This window comes from Streptomyces sp. Z423-1 (assembly GCF_013009255.1).
Lineage (GTDB): Bacteria > Actinomycetota > Actinomycetes > Streptomycetales > Streptomycetaceae > Streptomyces > Streptomyces gossypiisoli.
In genome coordinates this window covers 5,023,023-5,037,108 of record NZ_CP053109.1, presented here as the reverse complement: position 1 = coordinate 5,037,108, position 14,086 = coordinate 5,023,023, and the positions used below count along the sequence as shown (strand labels likewise).

The following is a 14,086-nucleotide window of genomic DNA, read 5'->3' as shown; positions in this document are numbered from 1 at the left end:
AACGCAATGCGGTACAAGGGGAGTTGGCCGGATCCAGCCGCTCGGAGGGGTAAGGCTCAGTCGATCCTCATGCCCGTCACGAACGCCGTCCACGAGGCTGTCCCGAACACGATCAACGGGCCGTCCGGGGCCTTGCTATCGCGGACGGGGACTATGCCGGGGTGACCGTCGGCGACCTCGACGCAGTCGTTGTCTCCCCCCTCGCTGTAGCTCGACTTGCGCCAGGTGGCGGTGGTGAGGTCAGGGGTGTGCGTCATGGGTGTCGATGCTCCTTCAGTACGGCCCTGATGAGCGCAAGTGAGTCCGGCGGGGACAGCGCAAGATCGCGAAGTCGATCGTAGGACAGTCGCTGTGACAGCACCTCGTCCGGATCCTCGATCAAGCGACTGCAACCGTTGCCTTCCTTGTAGGCAACTGCGCTTCCGTCCTTCTGCCAGAGCAATGTCAGCGATCCGTTCATATGGTGGTGCGCTCCCGCCGAGAACGGCAGCACCTGGAACGCCATATTGGGCCACATGGCGGCGGTCTCAAGATGGAGCAGCTGGTCGTGCCAGGTCTCGCCGTTGACTGCGGGTCGCCGGAGCGCGAACTCGTCCATGATGACGCGGACTTCGGGCTCCGGCTTCTGCCGCAGCAAATACTGACGCCCGAGCCGGGCCGCCACCTGCTCCTCGACGGCCTCATCGCCGTCGGCCGTTGTCAGAGCCCCGGACAACACCCTCCGCGCGAAGTCCTCGGTCTGCAGAAGTCCGGGAATTCCCAGGGTGAACTTCTGCATGACCCGAGCCGTCGTCTCCAGCTCCATGAACGCCTTGTACTGGTCCTTGAAGGCATCCAACCGCGCCGCCTGCCAGTGCCGGACCAGCAGATCCCCCGCACCGTAATACCCATCGAGATCCTCCATGACCGTCACCTTGGACAGCCGCGTGCCCGACTCCAGCCGACTCAGATAGCTCTTGTCGTACCCGGTCTCCTCGGCTAACTGGCCCAGCGACTTCCCGGCCTTCTCCCGGAGGAACTTCAGCGTCCGACCCAGCACGACCCGCCCCGACACCCGTTCCCCGTCAGCCACTTCGGCCACGTCACCCCTCCTCGTTGCCCAGGGTCAGCAGTCAACGCTCGCCCCCTTCCGAAGCGTACGCACGAGCAGTGACGATCGGGACGCGAACGGTAATCAACGCCTGTCAAAGCCTGCCCCGAAGGACTCCCATGCCCCACCCCCTCCGCCTCCTCCCCTGGACCACCCCCGAAGGCAAGCCCTGCTACCTCAGCCCCGACCGCGGCCGCGGACTCCTCTCCCGGCTCGCCGATGACATCGAGGAGGCTCAGATCAGCTCCGGTGAGCAGGTGTTGGCCGGTGCCAGGGCCGTCCTCTCCGACCAGAAGGCGGGCGAGCGCGCGGTGCGGTTCGCGCTCACGCGGGCCACCGAGTCCCTGGAGGACGTACTACGGGTCGCGGTCAGCCGGGGTGCGCGCATCGAGGTGGGCGAACAGCGACCCCGTCACGACACCCTGATCGAGTGATCCCGAGGCCATCGCCCCTGGTCAACCTGGACGAGGTCCTGTGGCAGGCGTGGAAGGCCATGGAACTCCCCGAGGGCTACCGCGCCGAGATCATCGAGGGAGCCATCGAGGTCTCGCCCACCGGATTCCTGATGTCCTGATCGCCCCCGAGGGCCTGGAGCCGCACGACGACGACGAGGAGCTGGGCGTGGCCGCTTCCGCTGTCCGTGATCGTCGAGGTGGTCTCACCCGGCAAGCGCAACCAGGACCGTGACCGCATCCGCAAGCGCCACCGTTCTCACCGAACCTGAGCCCGACAAGGCCGACTGGGTCGGAGTCCACCGCGTCCCCTACGGCACCGAGGTCACGATCTCCGAAGGCCCCGCCAAGGGATTCGTGATCGATGAGGCGATCACCGGGCCGAAGCGGAGTTAGGGAAATCGCAGTCAGAAGGAAGAAGAAAAGCGGGGCCCCGGGATTCGCTCCGGAGCCCCGCTTCGGGTCAGGAAGGCAACCGTCAGCGCACGACCGTGATCCGGTCCGCCTTCGGCGGTGCGATCGGGTTCGTGGCCGAGGAGTTGGCCGTCAGGTACTTCTCCAGCGCCGCCAGGTCGTCCCCGCCGACGAGGTCGTTCGTGCCCTGACCCAGCGTCGGGAAGCCGTCGCCGCCGCCCGCGAGGAAACTGTTGGTCGCGACGCGGTACACCGCCGACGGGTCGATCGGCGCGCCGTTCAGCCTCACCGAGTCCGCGAGCACCCGGTCCGCGCCCGTCTTCGTCAGGTCCAGCGTGTACGTCAGGCCCGAGGAGACCTGAAGGATCTTCGGCGACTCCGTGTTCGCGCCGCTCACCTGCTCCTTGAGCACCTGGATCAGCTGCTCGCCCGTGAAGTTCTGCAGGTTGACCGTGTTGGCGAACGGCTGGACCGTGAAGCCCTCCGCGTACGTCACCACACCGTCGCCCTCACCGGCCTTGGCCGCGTAGGTGAGCGGAGCCCGGATGCCGCCCGGGTTCATCAGCGCGAGGTCGGTCTCCGGGTCCAGCTCCTTGCCGTACGCGAGCTGCGCGTCGGCGATGAGGTCGCCGAGCGGGGACTCCGTGCCGGTGTTGGTGATGTCGGCGGAGATGTGGCCGATGGCGCGGTTGCCGATGGGGGCGGCGAGGGTGTTCCACTTGCTGATCAGCTCGGTCATGTCGGGCGCCTTGGGGACGTCCCGGGTGACCACGTGGTTCGCCGACTTCACGGCCGTACGGGCGATGTCACCCGTCCACCGGTCGTACGTCAGGGTCGTGTCGGTGTAGAGGCGGCCGAAGGAGGCCGCGGAGGTGACCATACGGGGCTTGCCCGACGGGTCGTTGATGGTGCACACGTACGCCGTGTGGGTGTGGCCGGTGACCAGCGCGTCGACCTGCGGGGTGACGTTCTTGGCGATGTCGACGATCGGGCCGGAGATGCCGTCGCCCGCGCCCGGCGAGTCGCAGTCGTAGTTGTACGCCGAGGAGGCCGGGAAGCCGCCCTCGTGGACCAGGGCGACGATCGACTTCACGCCCTGCCGCTGGAGGACCTTGGCGTACTTGTTGATCGTCTCGACCTCGTCCTTGAACACCAGACCCTTCACGCCCTCGGCGGAGACGATGTCGGGGGTGCCCTCCAGGGTCACGCCGATGAAGCCGACCTTGACGCCGTTCTTCTTCCACACCCAGTAGGGCTTGAGGATGGGCTTCTTGGTCTTCTCGTCGAGGACGTTGGCGGCGAGGTAGGGGAAGTCGGCGCCCTTGAACTTCTTGTCCGTGTAGCAGCCGTCGGTGGGGTGGCAGCCGCCGTACTGGAGGCGGGCCAGTTCCCTGGCGCCCTCGTCGAACTCGTGGTTGCCGACCGCCGTGACATCGAGGTCGAGCTTGTTCAGCGCCTCGATGGTGGGCTCGTCGTGGAACAGGCCCGAGATCAGCGGGGAGGCGCCGACCATGTCGCCGCCGGCCGCGGTGATCGAGTACTTGTTGCCCTTGCGCGCCTCACGCAGGTGCGTGGCCAGGTACTCGACGCCGCCCGCGTCGATCGTCTCGGTCGTGCCGTCCTCGTGCACATGCGTGACCCGGCCGGATGACCCGGCCGGCGGTTCGAGGTTGCCGTGCAGGTCGTTGAAGGACAGCAGCTGCACGTCCTGGTAGCGGCTCGGCCGGTGGCCATCGCGGCGGTCGTCGGCGCTCGCGGTCGACGGCAGCGCGGCCGCCAGCGCACCGACGGTGGCGAGTCCGGCGGCTGCGGCGAGCAGCCGGGTGGTACGGCGTCTGCGGTGCGGGTGCGGCTGTGGTGTGGCCGGCATGTGCCCCCCTGGTGGGTCAGCTGAGGTTCGTGGGACGTGGCTCCCGTCCGGCCGCAGCCTAGAGTCAACGCGCGTAGCGCGACAGGGGGTTCATGGTTACATCCTGGTATCCGCACGGGTTTTCGTACCGGTTTCCGCCCGTGCTCCCCGTACCGCCACTTTGCCGCCCCCGCCCCGTACCCTCATAGGCATGACCAGCGACGACAGCGCACGGCCCGGCGGCCCCCTCGCCCGCTCCATCGAGACCCACGCCGCGCTCGCCCCGGAGCAGACCGAGGCCGTACTCGACCTGCTCGCGACGGCCGCGCACGCCGACGGCCAGCAGGCGGTGTCCGAGCAGGGCCGCCTCCAGATCCGCGGCGGCGCCCGTGAGGGCGTGTCCCATCTGCTGCTCACCGTCGGCGGCCAACTCGTCGGCTACGCCCAGCTGGAGGACACCGACCCGGTGGAGGCGCCGGCCGCCGAACTGGTCGTCCACCCCTCGCACCGCGGCCACGGACACGGCCGCGCCCTCGGCTCCGCCCTGCTCGCCGCGTCCGGCAAGCGGCTGCGGGTGTGGGCGCACGGCGGCCACGCTGCCGCCCGGCACCTGGCCCAGGTGCTGGGCCTCACCCTGTTCCGCGAACTGCGCCAGATGCGGCGCCCGTTGGCCGACCTGGACCTGCCCGAGCCAGCCCTGCCGCAGGGCGTGACCGTGCGCACCTTCGTGCCGGGGCGGGACGACGCGGCCTGGCTGGCCGTCAACGCCGCTGCCTTCGCCCACCATCCCGAGCAGGGCTCGCTCACCCAGCGGGACCTCGACGACCGCAAGGCCGAGCCGTGGTTCGACCCGGAGGGCTTCTTCCTCGCCTTCCGCGGCGACGAACTCGTCGGCTTCCACTGGACGAAGGTGCACGCCGAGGAACAGCTCGGCGAGGTGTACGTGCTCGGGGTCGCGCCGGGCGCGCAGGGGACCGGGCTGGGCAAGGCGCTCACCTCGATCGGCCTGCGGCATCTGGCGGCGCAGGCGCTGCCGACGGCGATGCTGTACGTCGACGCCGACAACAAGGCGGCGGTGAGCGTGTACGAGCGGATGGGCTTCACGACGTACGAGACGGATCTGATGTACCGCACCGAGACGTGAGACATATCCGCACATGAGCGGGCGATGAGGGCGGCTGCCTTGACGCCGCCCCTCTCCTTGCACCACCCTTTCACTACTCAATTAGTGAAAGGGTGGTGTCCGAGTGGTCGAGTACCGCATCGACCGGCGCAGCGGCGTCGCCACCTACGTCCAGATCGTCCAGCAGACCAAGCAGGCCCTGCGGCTGGGCCTGCTGCAGCCCGGCGACAAGCTGCCCACGGCCCGCGAGGTCGTCGAGGCCACCGCCATCAACCCGAACACCGTCCTCAAGGCCTACCGCGAGCTGGAACGCGAGGGCCTGGTCGAGGCGCGGCGCGGCCTCGGCACGTTCGTCCGGCGGTCGCTGGGCGCCGCCCCGGCCGACTCCCCGTTGCGGGCGGAGCTGGTGGCGTGGGCGGCGCGGGCGCGCGGGGCGGGGCTGGAGCGGGAGGACGTGGCGGCGCTGTTCACCGCAGTACTCGATGAGCAGTTCACGCTCGATGAGCAGTTCACGCCCGATGAGCAGGTCACGCAGCACCAGGGACACGAGGGGGACCGGGCATGACCGACACCGCCATCGAGGCGGCCGCGCTGGGCAAGAGGTTCCGCAGGCGTGGACGGCAGGCGCTGGACTCCTGCACCTTCCGCCTGCCCACCGGCGTCATCTGCGCCGTTGTCGGCCCCAACGGCGCCGGCAAGTCGACCCTCCTCGCCCTCGCCGCCGGGCTGACCACCCCCACCGAGGGCACGCTGACCGTCCTCGGCGGCACCCCCTCCGCGGCCCGCGAGCGCCTGGCGTACGTCGCCCAGGACAAGCCCCTGCACCCGCAGCTCACCGTCGGCGAGACCCTGCGCCTGGGCCGCGAGCTCAACCCCCGGGTCTGGGACGCGGCCGTCGCCGAGCGGGTCGTCGCGGGCGGCGAGCTGGACCCGGACGCCAGGATCCGCACCCTGTCCGGCGGCCAGCGCAGCCGGGTCGCGCTCGCCCTCGCGCTGGGCAAGCGGCCCGCACTGCTGCTGCTCGACGAGCCGATGGCCGACCTCGACCCGCTCGCCCGGCACCAGCTGATGGGCACGCTGCTGGCCGACGCCGCCGAGCGCGGCACCACGGTCGTGATGTCCTCGCACGTCGTCGCCGAGCTGGAGGGTTCCTGCGACCACCTGCTTCTGCTCGGTGCGGGCCGGGTCCGCCTGTCCGGCCCGCTGGACGACCTGCTCGCCGCGCACACCCTCCTCACCGGCCCGGCGACCGGCGACCTCGGCCCGCACACCGTCGTCGAGTCCCGCACGACCGGCCGCCAGCTCACCGCCCTGGTCCGGCCGCGGGGCCCGGTCGGCGGCGACTGGGAGACGGCCGAGCCGTCCCTGGAGGAGCTGGTGCTGTCCCATCTGCGTTCCCCCGAGGCGCCGGAGCTCCGCCTCGACGCCCCAGAGGAGGCCGCCGTATGACCGCCGTGACCGTCCCCGCGCGCAGCGGCCGGCTGCACGGGCTGACCTGGGCGATGTTCCGTCTGCACCGCTCGGCGCTGTGGTTCTGGGTGATGCTGGTGGCCGTCGCCGCGGGCGCCCTGCTGTGGGCGTACGGGCCCGGCGTGGCCGCGGCCGAGGAGGCGTACCGGAAGCTGGACTGCGGCCTCGGGCAGTGCGACACGAGCGTGTCCGCCTTCCAGCGCTACGAACTCGCCGCCACCGTCGGCAGCGGCCTGCTCACCGTGGCGCCGGTCCTCATCGCCGCCTGGGCGGGCGGCTCACTGATCGGCCGCGAGCTGGAGCAGGGCACCGCCCGGCTGGCCTGGACCCAGTCCGTGACGCCGGTCCGCTGGCTGGCGGCGAAGCTCGCCGTGCCCGCCGCCCTGATCACCGCGGGCACTCTGCTCCTGACCCTGCTGCACCGGCTGCTGTGGTCGGCCGACGGGACACTGCGCTCGGCGACCGGCACGCGCGACTGGTACGGCAGCGGCACCTTCACCGCCAACGGCACCCTCGCCACCGCCTACGCCCTGCTCGCGCTGGCCGTCGGCGCGCTCGCCGGCCTGCTCACGCGCCGCACCACGGCCGGACTCGGCGTCGGCGTGCTGGGCCTGCTGACCCTGACGGTGGCCGTGTCCGAGCTGCGCCCGCGGCTGTGGCCGACCGAGACGGTGACCGGCACCACCGGCTACCCCGCGTTCGGCGGGGCACTCGTCGACGAGGGCGCCCTCACCTCCACCGGTGCCCGCGTCCAGGACCCGCTGTGCATCGACGACGCCCAGTGCCTCGCCGACCACGACATCGTCGGCTACTACCGTGACTACCACCCCACGTCCCACTTCTGGCCACTGCAGCTGGTGGAGACCGGCATCGTCCTCGCCGTGACCGCCCTCGCGGTCCTGGCCGCCTTCCAGCTGCTGCGCCGCCGCACCACCTGAGCGGCACCGAGGACGGGCGGCGTACTGGGTACGCCGCCGCCGCGGACGCCGGGGGGCCGCCCCCCGCTATCCCGCACGTCATGTCCCCGTAACCATTGATTCAGCCAAGCTTGCGACGCTCGGCCAATGACGCCCGTTGTGCCACAGCCTTCGCCGCCCCCCGAGGGCCATGCGGGGAACGGGGCCGTGACGATCCCGCCCGCTCGGTCCGACGCGCCCGTTTCGCCCCAGGCGCGGAACAATGGGGCCATGAGCCAGCAGAACGCCCCGGCAGAGGTCCAGCACGTACAGCCCTCCGTGGGCTCCATCGCCGCGCACCGCCCCCACACGGTCTCGGCCACGGTCTCCGACCTGGAACCCGACATCGACGCCGACCTCGACGTGTACGAGGACGCGCAGGTGGACGGCGTCCAGCTGCCGCAGGGCCGGTTCCTCGACCGGGAGCGCAGCTGGCTGGCGTTCAACGAGCGTGTCCTTGAGCTCGCCGAGGACCCGAACACGCCGCTGCTGGAGCGCGCCAACTTCCTGGCGATCTTCGCCAGCAACCTGGACGAGTTCTTCATGGTCCGGGTCGCGGGACTGAAGCGCCGTATCGCCACCGGCGTGGCCACCCGCTCCGCCTCCGGACTGCAGCCGATGCAGGTGCTGGAGATGATCTGGGCCCGCTCCCGCGAGCTGATGGCCCGGCACGCCGCCTGCTACCACGAGGACGTCGCCCCCGCGCTCGCGGAGGAGGGCATCCACCTGGTCCGCTGGAGCGAGCTGACCGAGAAGGAACAGGCCCGCCTGTTCACGCTCTTCCGGCACCAGATCTTCCCGGTGCTGACCCCGCTGGCCGTGGACCCCGCGCACCCGTTCCCGTACATCTCCGGCCTGTCCCTGAACCTGGCCGTCGTGGTCCGCAACCCGGTCAGCGGTCACAAGCACTTCGCCCGCGTCAAGGTGCCCCCGCTGCTCTCCCGCTTCCTGGAGGCCGCCCCCGGCCGGTACGTCCCGCTGGAGGACGTCATCGCCGCGCACCTGGAAGAGCTCTTCCCCGGCATGGAGGTGCTGGAGCACCACGCCTTCCGGCTGACCAGGAACGAGGACCTGGAGGTCGAGGAGGACGACGCCGAGAACCTGCTCCAGGCGCTGGAGAAGGAGCTCATGCGGCGCCGGTTCGGCCCGCCGGTCCGCCTGGAGGTCGAGGAGTCCATCGACCGCGAGGTGCTGGACCTGCTGGTGCGCGAGCTGAAGATCAGCGAGGCCGAGGTCTATCCGCTGCCCGGCCCGCTCGACCTCACCGGCCTGTTCCGCATCCACAGCCTGGACCGGCCCGAGCTGAAGTACCCGAAGTTCGTCGCCGGCACCCACCGCGACCTGGCCGAGGTCGAGTCCGCGTCCGCGCCCGACATCTTCGCCGCGCTGCGCGCCCGGGACGTCCTGCTGCACCACCCGTACGACTCCTTCTCCACCTCCGTGCAGGCGTTCCTGGAGCAGGCCGCGTCCGACCCGGACGTCCTCGCCATCAAGCAGACCCTGTACCGGACCTCCGGCGACTCGCCCATCGTGGACGCGCTGATAGACGCCGCCGAGTCCGGCAAGCAGGTCCTCGTCCTGGTCGAGATCAAGGCCCGCTTCGACGAGCACGCCAACATCAAGTGGGCGCGCAAGCTGGAGGAGGCCGGCTGCCACGTGGTCTACGGCCTGGTCGGCCTGAAGACCCACTCCAAGCTGTCGCTGGTGGTCCGTCAGGAGGGCGACACGCTGCGGCGGTACAGCCATGTCGGCACCGGCAACTACCACCCGAAGACGGCCCGCCTCTACGAGGACCTCGGCCTGCTCACCGCCGACCCGCAGGTCGGCGCGGACCTGTCCGACCTGTTCAACCGGCTGTCCGGCTACTCCCGCCGGGAGACCTACCGCCGGCTGCTGGTCGCCCCCAAGTCCCTGCGCGACGGCCTGATAGCGCGGATCAACAAGGAGGCCCAGCACCACCGTGCCGGACGTCCCGCCTACGTCCGCATCAAGGTCAACTCGATGGTCGACGAGGCCGTCATCGACGCCCTGTACCGCGCGTCCATGGCGGGCGTACCGGTCGACGTCTGGGTGCGCGGCATCTGCGCGATCCGGCCGGGTGTGACGGGCCTGTCGGAGAACGTCCGGGTCCGCTCGGTGCTCGGCCGCTTCCTCGAACACTCCCGGATCTTCGCCTTCGGCAACGGCGGCGAGCCCGAGGTGTGGATCGGCAGCGCCGACATGATGCACCGCAACCTCGACCGCCGTATCGAGGCCCTGGTCCGCGTCGTCGACCCGGCGCACCGCGCCGCGCTCAACCGGCTCCTGGAGACGGGCATGGCCGACTCCACCGCCTCCTGGCACCTGGGCCCGGAAGGCGAGTGGACCCGGCACGCGATGGACGCGGACGGCCAACCCCTGCGGAACATCCAGGAGATGCTCATAGACGCCCGGAGGCGCCGGCGTGGCACAGCAACACCTTGACCCGACGGACCCGGTGGCCGGGCCGGCGACAGGAGACTCCCTCGCGGGCTACCTGCGCGCCCAGGCCACGGAGTTCCTCCGTGCGCTCCGGCAGCACCGGGAGACCGGTGCCGGGGCCAACCACCACAACGGCACGGAGGAGACCGTCGACGCGGCGCGCGCCCTGCGCCGCTCGGCCCGCCGCATCAGCGGCAGCCTGCACACGTTCCGTCCGCTGCTGGACACCGACTGGTCGGAGGGCATGCGCCCGGAACTGGCCTGGCTGTCGGGGACCCTGGCCCTGGAACACTCCTACGCGGCCCGCCTGGAACGGCTGCTCCAGGCCCTGCACCGGCTGTCGGGGGCGACGTTCCCGGTCCAGTCGGTGAACACGCCGACGGCCGGCGTGACCGCGGGCAGCCGGACCGCCGACGCGGCACGGGCGGAACCGGCGGCGCCTCCCACCGCCGGTCCCCCGGCGGCCCCGGAGCGCGGCAACCTCACCGTGGGCGCGGCCAAAGCGGGCGCGCTGCTCGAACGCCAGCTCACCCTCGCCCGGACCCGGGCCCACTCCAGCGCCCTGCAGGCGCTCGGCTCCTCCCGCTTCCACGCGGTCGCCGACAAGGTCGCCGTACTGGCCAGCGAGGTCCCGCTCACCCCGGCGGCGGCCGGCGCCGACCTGCGTCCGCACGCGGCGGCGGCCGAGGAACGCCTCACGGACGCGGTGGCCGCCCTGCCCCTGGTCACCGCGGGCCACCCGTACAACGCGGAGGCCCTGATCCACGGCCTCTCCCCGGACCCCGCCCCGCACCCGCAGGACGCCCCCTGGCACCAGGTCCGCCTGCTGCTGCGGCTGCACCGCTACGCCCGCGAGGTCCTCCACGGCCAGAACGCCCCGGTCGACGTCCGTCTGCTGGGCGCGGGACAGGCCCTCAACCGGCACCGCGACGCCTCCGAGGCGGCGGCGGCAGCGGCGGCCGCGGCCCGTACGCCGCGTATCGCACCGGCGACGGCGTACGCGCTCGGCGTGCTGCACGCCGACCAGCGGCACGAGGTGGAGGCGGCGCGCTTCGAGTTCCAGCAGTCCTGGCAGAAGCAGACGGTAGGGACGTCCTGAGCGCACGAGGGGGCGGTGAACAACCGTTGACCGGTACGAAGGACACCCCGGTCCAGGCGGCCGGCTGCGTCCTGTGGCGCCGCTCCCCCGTCGACGGGGGACTGGAGATCTGTCTGGTCCACCGTCCGAAGTACGACGACTGGTCCCACCCCAAGGGCAAGCTGAAGCGCGATGAGACCCCGCTGGCGGGCGCGCTGCGGGAGGTCGAGGAGGAGACCGGCTACACCGCGACGCCCGGCGCCGAGCTGCCCACGCTGCACTACCTGGCGAACGGCCGCCCCAAGCAGGTCCGTTACTGGGCGGCCGAGGCCACCTCGGGCGGCTTCACCCCGAGCACCGAGGTCGACCGAATCCTGTGGCTGCCGCCCACGGCGGCCCGGCCGCGCCTGACCCACCCCCGCGACCGCGAACTGGTGGACGAACTACTGGCGACCATGCGCCACGCCTGAAAGCGGGCGGGACTGTCAGGATTGCGGCACACCGGAGAACGCGCAAGACCGTCAGGATCCGGCCATATGCCCCGCCGCGTCCGTCCGGGCCAGACTCCGCGCCCGGCGCGCGGGCCCACGCCAGCCGCAGACGCAGCGGGCCACGCAGAAGGGCCCCTGCTCGACGGTGCTGGTGTGATGCTCCGGACGGTCCTGCCCTCGGACGAACCGATCCTGCTCTGTCACCCCGACGACGCTACCCGGGCCGGGTAAACAGCCGGCCAGCCGGGAGTAAGCGCCTTCTGTACGCCGGCCCGGCCACATCCGAGAACCGCCATCGAACACTCCCCGCGCACCCCTCCACCACCCCGGGCCCCGCGTGACGGCGCAACCTACCCGTCGTTAACCGGAACAACAGGGGGCCCGAGACGAACGTACGGCTGGGGGTAGGCAGGCGATGGCGGAGCAGTACGGCAGGACGGGTGGAACGATCGCGGCGGCGGGACTGACGGCCTGCGTCTGCCTGCTCGCCTCAGGATGCGGAGGCAGCGGCGCCGCCGCCGAGGACGCCCGCCCCGCCGACCCGGTCCGTACGCTGCGCCAAGCCGCCGACACCCTGGTCGACGCGGGCACGTCCAAGGCCCGGACGTCGATGGAGATGGCGACCGGCGGCACCCGCGTCACCATCCGCGGCGAGGGCGTCTACGACTACACCCGCCAGCGCGGCCGGCTGAAGGTCATGCTCCCCCAGGACCCGTCCGGCCAGACCGAGCACCGCCCGATCACCGAACTCCTCGCGCCGGGCGCCCTCTACATGAAGAACCGAGGCGCCGGAGTCCCCGCGGACAAATGGGTGCGCGTCGACACCTCGACCCTCTCGGACGGCAACCTGGTCACCGGCGGGGCCACGGACCCCTACGCCGCCGCCGAGGTGCTGCGCGGCACCCGCACCGCGCAGTACGTCGGCCGCACCGAGATCGCCGGCACCGAGGTGCACCACTACCGGGGCACCGCCGACCTCACCGCGGCCGCCAGAACCGCGTCCCCCGAGGGCCGGGCCTCGCTCGCGGCGGCGGCGAAAGGGTTCGCCAAGGCCGAGGTCCCGTTCGACGTGTACCTCGACGACGAGGGCCGCATCCGCAAGATCAGGCACCGCTTCAGCTTCGTCAACGGGCGGCAGCAAGCCACCGTGGCCGTCGCGTCGACGACGCTGCTCTACGACTTCGGCGCCCCCGTCGACGTACGCCTGCCGCCCGAGGAGGACATCTACGCGGGCCGGATCGCCGAGGAGTGACCGGCGCGAACTAGCCCGTCCGTGCCATGCGCGTTGTGTAGGCCACTCCCTACTCTAGGAAGCCGGTGACGGCAGAGAAGAGGTGATGCACGTGGCTCCGGTCGGCGGTACGGCAGTTCAGGACCACGTGGCCCTCGCCGAGATCGAGCTGTGCGGAGAGCTGATCATCGCGGCCTCCGCGGCGGGCGAGGACCGGCTGAGCCTGGAGAGCATCGACGAGGTCCTGAGGGTGGCCGAGGAACGCGGGGACGACTCCCCCCGCACGTGAAGCGAAAGCTCACGTCCGCAGCAACCGCCCAATGGCCTTGGTGGCCTCCTCGACCTTGGCGTCGACCTCGTCCCCGCCCTTCAGCGCGGCATCGGCGACGCAGTGCCGCAGATGCTCCTCCAGCAACTGCAGGGCAAAGGACTGCAGAGCCTTCGTGGAAGCAGAGACCTGCGTGAGTATGTCGATGCAGTACACATCCTCATCGACCATCCTCTGCAACCCACGGATCTGCCCCTCGATCCTCCGCAGCCGCTTCAGATGCTCGTCCTTCTGCTTGTGGTACCCGTGGATGCCCCGGTCATGGTCGGTCACCACGCCCTCGCCGGCCTCGGTGGTCGTCATCGCGCACCCTCCATCCACATACCCCTACTGGGTATATCGTACCGAACTTTGCTGGGTATAGGCCCCTTGGCCCCTGCCCGGAGCCGGCCGCCGAACCGCCCCCGTACAGATGCACGGAGTTCATGGGCGACACTGGGGGACGGCCCATTAGCCGTGGCCGGATGATGCGCCTAGCATCAGCCTGTCCGAAACCGAAGCACCCCGAGGACCCCACGTGCGCTTTCGTCTGACCCCCAGGGAGACGAGCTTTTACGACATGTTTGCCGCGTCCGCGGACAACATCGTCACCGGCTCGAAACTCCTGATGGAACTGCTCGGGGCGGACGCTTCCGCCCGGGCCGAGATCGCGGAGCGTATGCGGGCAGCGGAACACGCCGGTGACGACGCCACACACGCGATCTTCCACCAGCTGAACTCCTCGTTCATCACGCCCTTCGACCGCGAGGACATCTACTCCCTCGCATCGTCCCTCGACGACATCATGGACTTCATGGAGGAGGCCGTCGACCTGGTCGTCCTCTACAACATCGAGGAACTCCCCAAGGGCGTCGAGCAGCAGATCGAAGTCCTCGCCCGCGCCGCCGAACTGACGGCCGAGGCAATGCCGCACCTGCGCACCCTCGACAACCTCACCGAGTACTGGATCGAGGTCAACCGCCTGGAGAACCAGGCCGACCAGATCCACCGCAAGCTGCTCGCCCACCTCTTCAACGGCAAGTACGACGCGATCGAGGTCCTGAAGCTCAAGCAGATCGTGGACGTACTGGAGGAAGCGGCGGACGCCTTCGAGCACGTGGCGAACACGGTGGAGACCATCGCCGTCAAGGAGTCCTGACCCGTT

The 14,086-nt window shown here is 70.7% G+C and carries 17 protein-coding genes; 13 read left to right on the top strand and 4 right to left on the bottom strand.

Annotated elements, in window-relative coordinates:
* Nucleotides 1-56: 56 nt before the first annotated feature.
* Together HJD23_RS22510 and HJD23_RS22505 are read right to left on the bottom strand one after the other, a co-directional pair.
* Nucleotides 57-257, bottom strand: a complete 201-nt coding sequence (locus tag HJD23_RS22510) for a DUF397 domain-containing protein (RefSeq protein ID WP_171110510.1) — start codon at nt 255-257, stop codon at nt 57-59.
* A complete protein-coding gene (locus HJD23_RS22505) occupies nt 254-1,081 on the bottom strand; it encodes a helix-turn-helix transcriptional regulator (protein WP_171110509.1) in 828 nt (275 codons plus the stop codon). Before HJD23_RS22505 ends, HJD23_RS22510 begins: the two co-directional genes overlap by 4 nt.
* Nucleotides 1,082-1,209: 128 nt before the next feature.
* Here HJD23_RS22505 and HJD23_RS22500 point away from each other — a divergent pair, with 128 nt between their 5' ends.
* From HJD23_RS22500 to HJD23_RS44015, 3 genes are all read left to right on the top strand, one after another.
* Entirely contained in the window at nt 1,210-1,524 is a 315-nt protein-coding gene (locus HJD23_RS22500) for a hypothetical protein (RefSeq protein ID WP_171110508.1), read from the top strand.
* Nucleotides 1,521-1,664 (top strand): hypothetical protein, encoded by a 144-nt coding sequence (locus HJD23_RS44020; RefSeq protein ID WP_232107944.1) that lies wholly within the window; start codon nt 1,521-1,523, stop codon nt 1,662-1,664. Before HJD23_RS22500 ends, HJD23_RS44020 begins: the two co-directional genes overlap by 4 nt.
* Nucleotides 1,665-1,773: 109 nt before the next feature.
* On the top strand, nt 1,774-1,938 hold the full coding sequence (locus HJD23_RS44015) for a hypothetical protein (protein WP_240980785.1): 165 nt from the start codon (nt 1,774-1,776) through the stop codon (nt 1,936-1,938).
* Nucleotides 1,939-2,020: 82 nt separating this feature from the next.
* Here the strand turns inward: HJD23_RS44015 and HJD23_RS22490 are convergent, their stop codons facing one another.
* Nucleotides 2,021-3,826: a bifunctional metallophosphatase/5'-nucleotidase gene (locus HJD23_RS22490; protein WP_171110507.1), complete on the bottom strand. Its 1,806-nt coding sequence runs from the start codon at nt 3,824-3,826 to the stop codon at nt 2,021-2,023.
* A gap of 190 nt (nt 3,827-4,016) precedes the next feature.
* Here HJD23_RS22490 and mshD point away from each other — a divergent pair, with 190 nt between their 5' ends.
* From mshD to HJD23_RS22445, 9 genes are all read left to right on the top strand, one after another.
* A complete protein-coding gene (gene mshD / locus HJD23_RS22485) occupies nt 4,017-4,949 on the top strand; it encodes a mycothiol synthase (RefSeq protein WP_171110506.1) in 933 nt (310 codons plus the stop codon).
* 103 nt (nt 4,950-5,052) lie between these two features.
* Nucleotides 5,053-5,493: a GntR family transcriptional regulator gene (locus tag HJD23_RS22480; RefSeq protein ID WP_171110505.1), complete on the top strand. Its 441-nt coding sequence runs from the start codon at nt 5,053-5,055 to the stop codon at nt 5,491-5,493.
* Nucleotides 5,490-6,377, top strand: coding sequence for an ABC transporter ATP-binding protein (locus HJD23_RS22475; protein WP_171110504.1), 888 nt, complete (start codon nt 5,490-5,492; stop codon nt 6,375-6,377). Before HJD23_RS22480 ends, HJD23_RS22475 begins: the two co-directional genes overlap by 4 nt.
* A complete protein-coding gene (locus tag HJD23_RS22470) occupies nt 6,374-7,336 on the top strand; it encodes an ABC transporter permease (protein ID WP_171110503.1) in 963 nt (320 codons plus the stop codon). The genes HJD23_RS22475 and HJD23_RS22470 overlap by 4 nt, the downstream gene beginning before the upstream one ends.
* 249 nt (nt 7,337-7,585) lie before the next feature.
* Nucleotides 7,586-9,817: an RNA degradosome polyphosphate kinase gene (locus tag HJD23_RS22465; RefSeq protein WP_171110502.1), complete on the top strand. Its 2,232-nt coding sequence runs from the start codon at nt 7,586-7,588 to the stop codon at nt 9,815-9,817.
* Nucleotides 9,798-10,913, top strand: coding sequence for a CHAD domain-containing protein (locus HJD23_RS22460; protein ID WP_171110501.1), 1,116 nt, complete (start codon nt 9,798-9,800; stop codon nt 10,911-10,913). The genes HJD23_RS22465 and HJD23_RS22460 overlap by 20 nt, the downstream gene beginning before the upstream one ends.
* Before the next feature lie 26 nt (nt 10,914-10,939).
* The gene (locus HJD23_RS22455; protein WP_171110500.1) at nt 10,940-11,362 is read left to right on the top strand and encodes an NUDIX hydrolase; all 423 of its coding nucleotides are present in this window, start codon (nt 10,940-10,942) and stop codon (nt 11,360-11,362) included.
* 436 nt (nt 11,363-11,798) lie between these two features.
* Nucleotides 11,799-12,635, top strand: coding sequence for a hypothetical protein (locus HJD23_RS22450; RefSeq protein WP_171110499.1), 837 nt, complete (start codon nt 11,799-11,801; stop codon nt 12,633-12,635).
* A gap of 85 nt (nt 12,636-12,720) precedes the next feature.
* Nucleotides 12,721-12,903 carry a hypothetical protein gene (locus HJD23_RS22445; RefSeq protein ID WP_171110498.1) on the top strand — a complete coding sequence of 61 codons (183 nt, stop codon included), beginning with the start codon at nt 12,721-12,723 and terminating at the stop codon, nt 12,901-12,903.
* Nucleotides 12,904-12,912: 9 nt separating this feature from the next.
* Here the strand turns inward: HJD23_RS22445 and HJD23_RS22440 are convergent, their stop codons facing one another.
* Nucleotides 12,913-13,245, bottom strand: coding sequence for a metal-sensitive transcriptional regulator (locus HJD23_RS22440; protein ID WP_141313929.1), 333 nt, complete (start codon nt 13,243-13,245; stop codon nt 12,913-12,915).
* A gap of 214 nt (nt 13,246-13,459) precedes the next feature.
* Between HJD23_RS22440 and HJD23_RS22435 the strand changes: the two genes are divergently transcribed.
* Nucleotides 13,460-14,080 (top strand): DUF47 family protein, encoded by a 621-nt coding sequence (locus HJD23_RS22435; RefSeq protein ID WP_171110497.1) that lies wholly within the window; start codon nt 13,460-13,462, stop codon nt 14,078-14,080.
* Nucleotides 14,081-14,086: the final 6 nt, after the last annotated feature.

Excerpts from the sequence above, each read along its gene's own strand:
- HJD23_RS22440 (WP_141313929.1), bottom strand. The coding sequence starts at position 13,245 with ATGACGACCACCGAGGCCGGCGAGGGCGTGGTGACCGACCATGACCGG.
- HJD23_RS22490 (WP_171110507.1), bottom strand. The coding sequence starts at position 3,826 with ATGCCGGCCACACCACAGCCGCACCCGCACCGCAGACGCCGTACCACC.
- HJD23_RS22465 (WP_171110502.1), top strand. The coding sequence starts at position 7,586 with ATGAGCCAGCAGAACGCCCCGGCAGAGGTCCAGCACGTACAGCCCTCC.
- HJD23_RS22475 (WP_171110504.1), top strand. The coding sequence starts at position 5,490 with ATGACCGACACCGCCATCGAGGCGGCCGCGCTGGGCAAGAGGTTCCGC.
- HJD23_RS22450 (WP_171110499.1), top strand. The coding sequence starts at position 11,799 with ATGGCGGAGCAGTACGGCAGGACGGGTGGAACGATCGCGGCGGCGGGA.
- HJD23_RS22510 (WP_171110510.1), bottom strand. The coding sequence starts at position 257 with ATGACGCACACCCCTGACCTCACCACCGCCACCTGGCGCAAGTCGAGC.
- HJD23_RS22470 (WP_171110503.1), top strand. The coding sequence starts at position 6,374 with ATGACCGCCGTGACCGTCCCCGCGCGCAGCGGCCGGCTGCACGGGCTG.
- HJD23_RS22445 (WP_171110498.1), top strand. The coding sequence starts at position 12,721 with ATGCACGTGGCTCCGGTCGGCGGTACGGCAGTTCAGGACCACGTGGCC.
- HJD23_RS22500 (WP_171110508.1), top strand. The coding sequence starts at position 1,210 with ATGCCCCACCCCCTCCGCCTCCTCCCCTGGACCACCCCCGAAGGCAAG.
- mshD (WP_171110506.1), top strand. The coding sequence starts at position 4,017 with ATGACCAGCGACGACAGCGCACGGCCCGGCGGCCCCCTCGCCCGCTCC.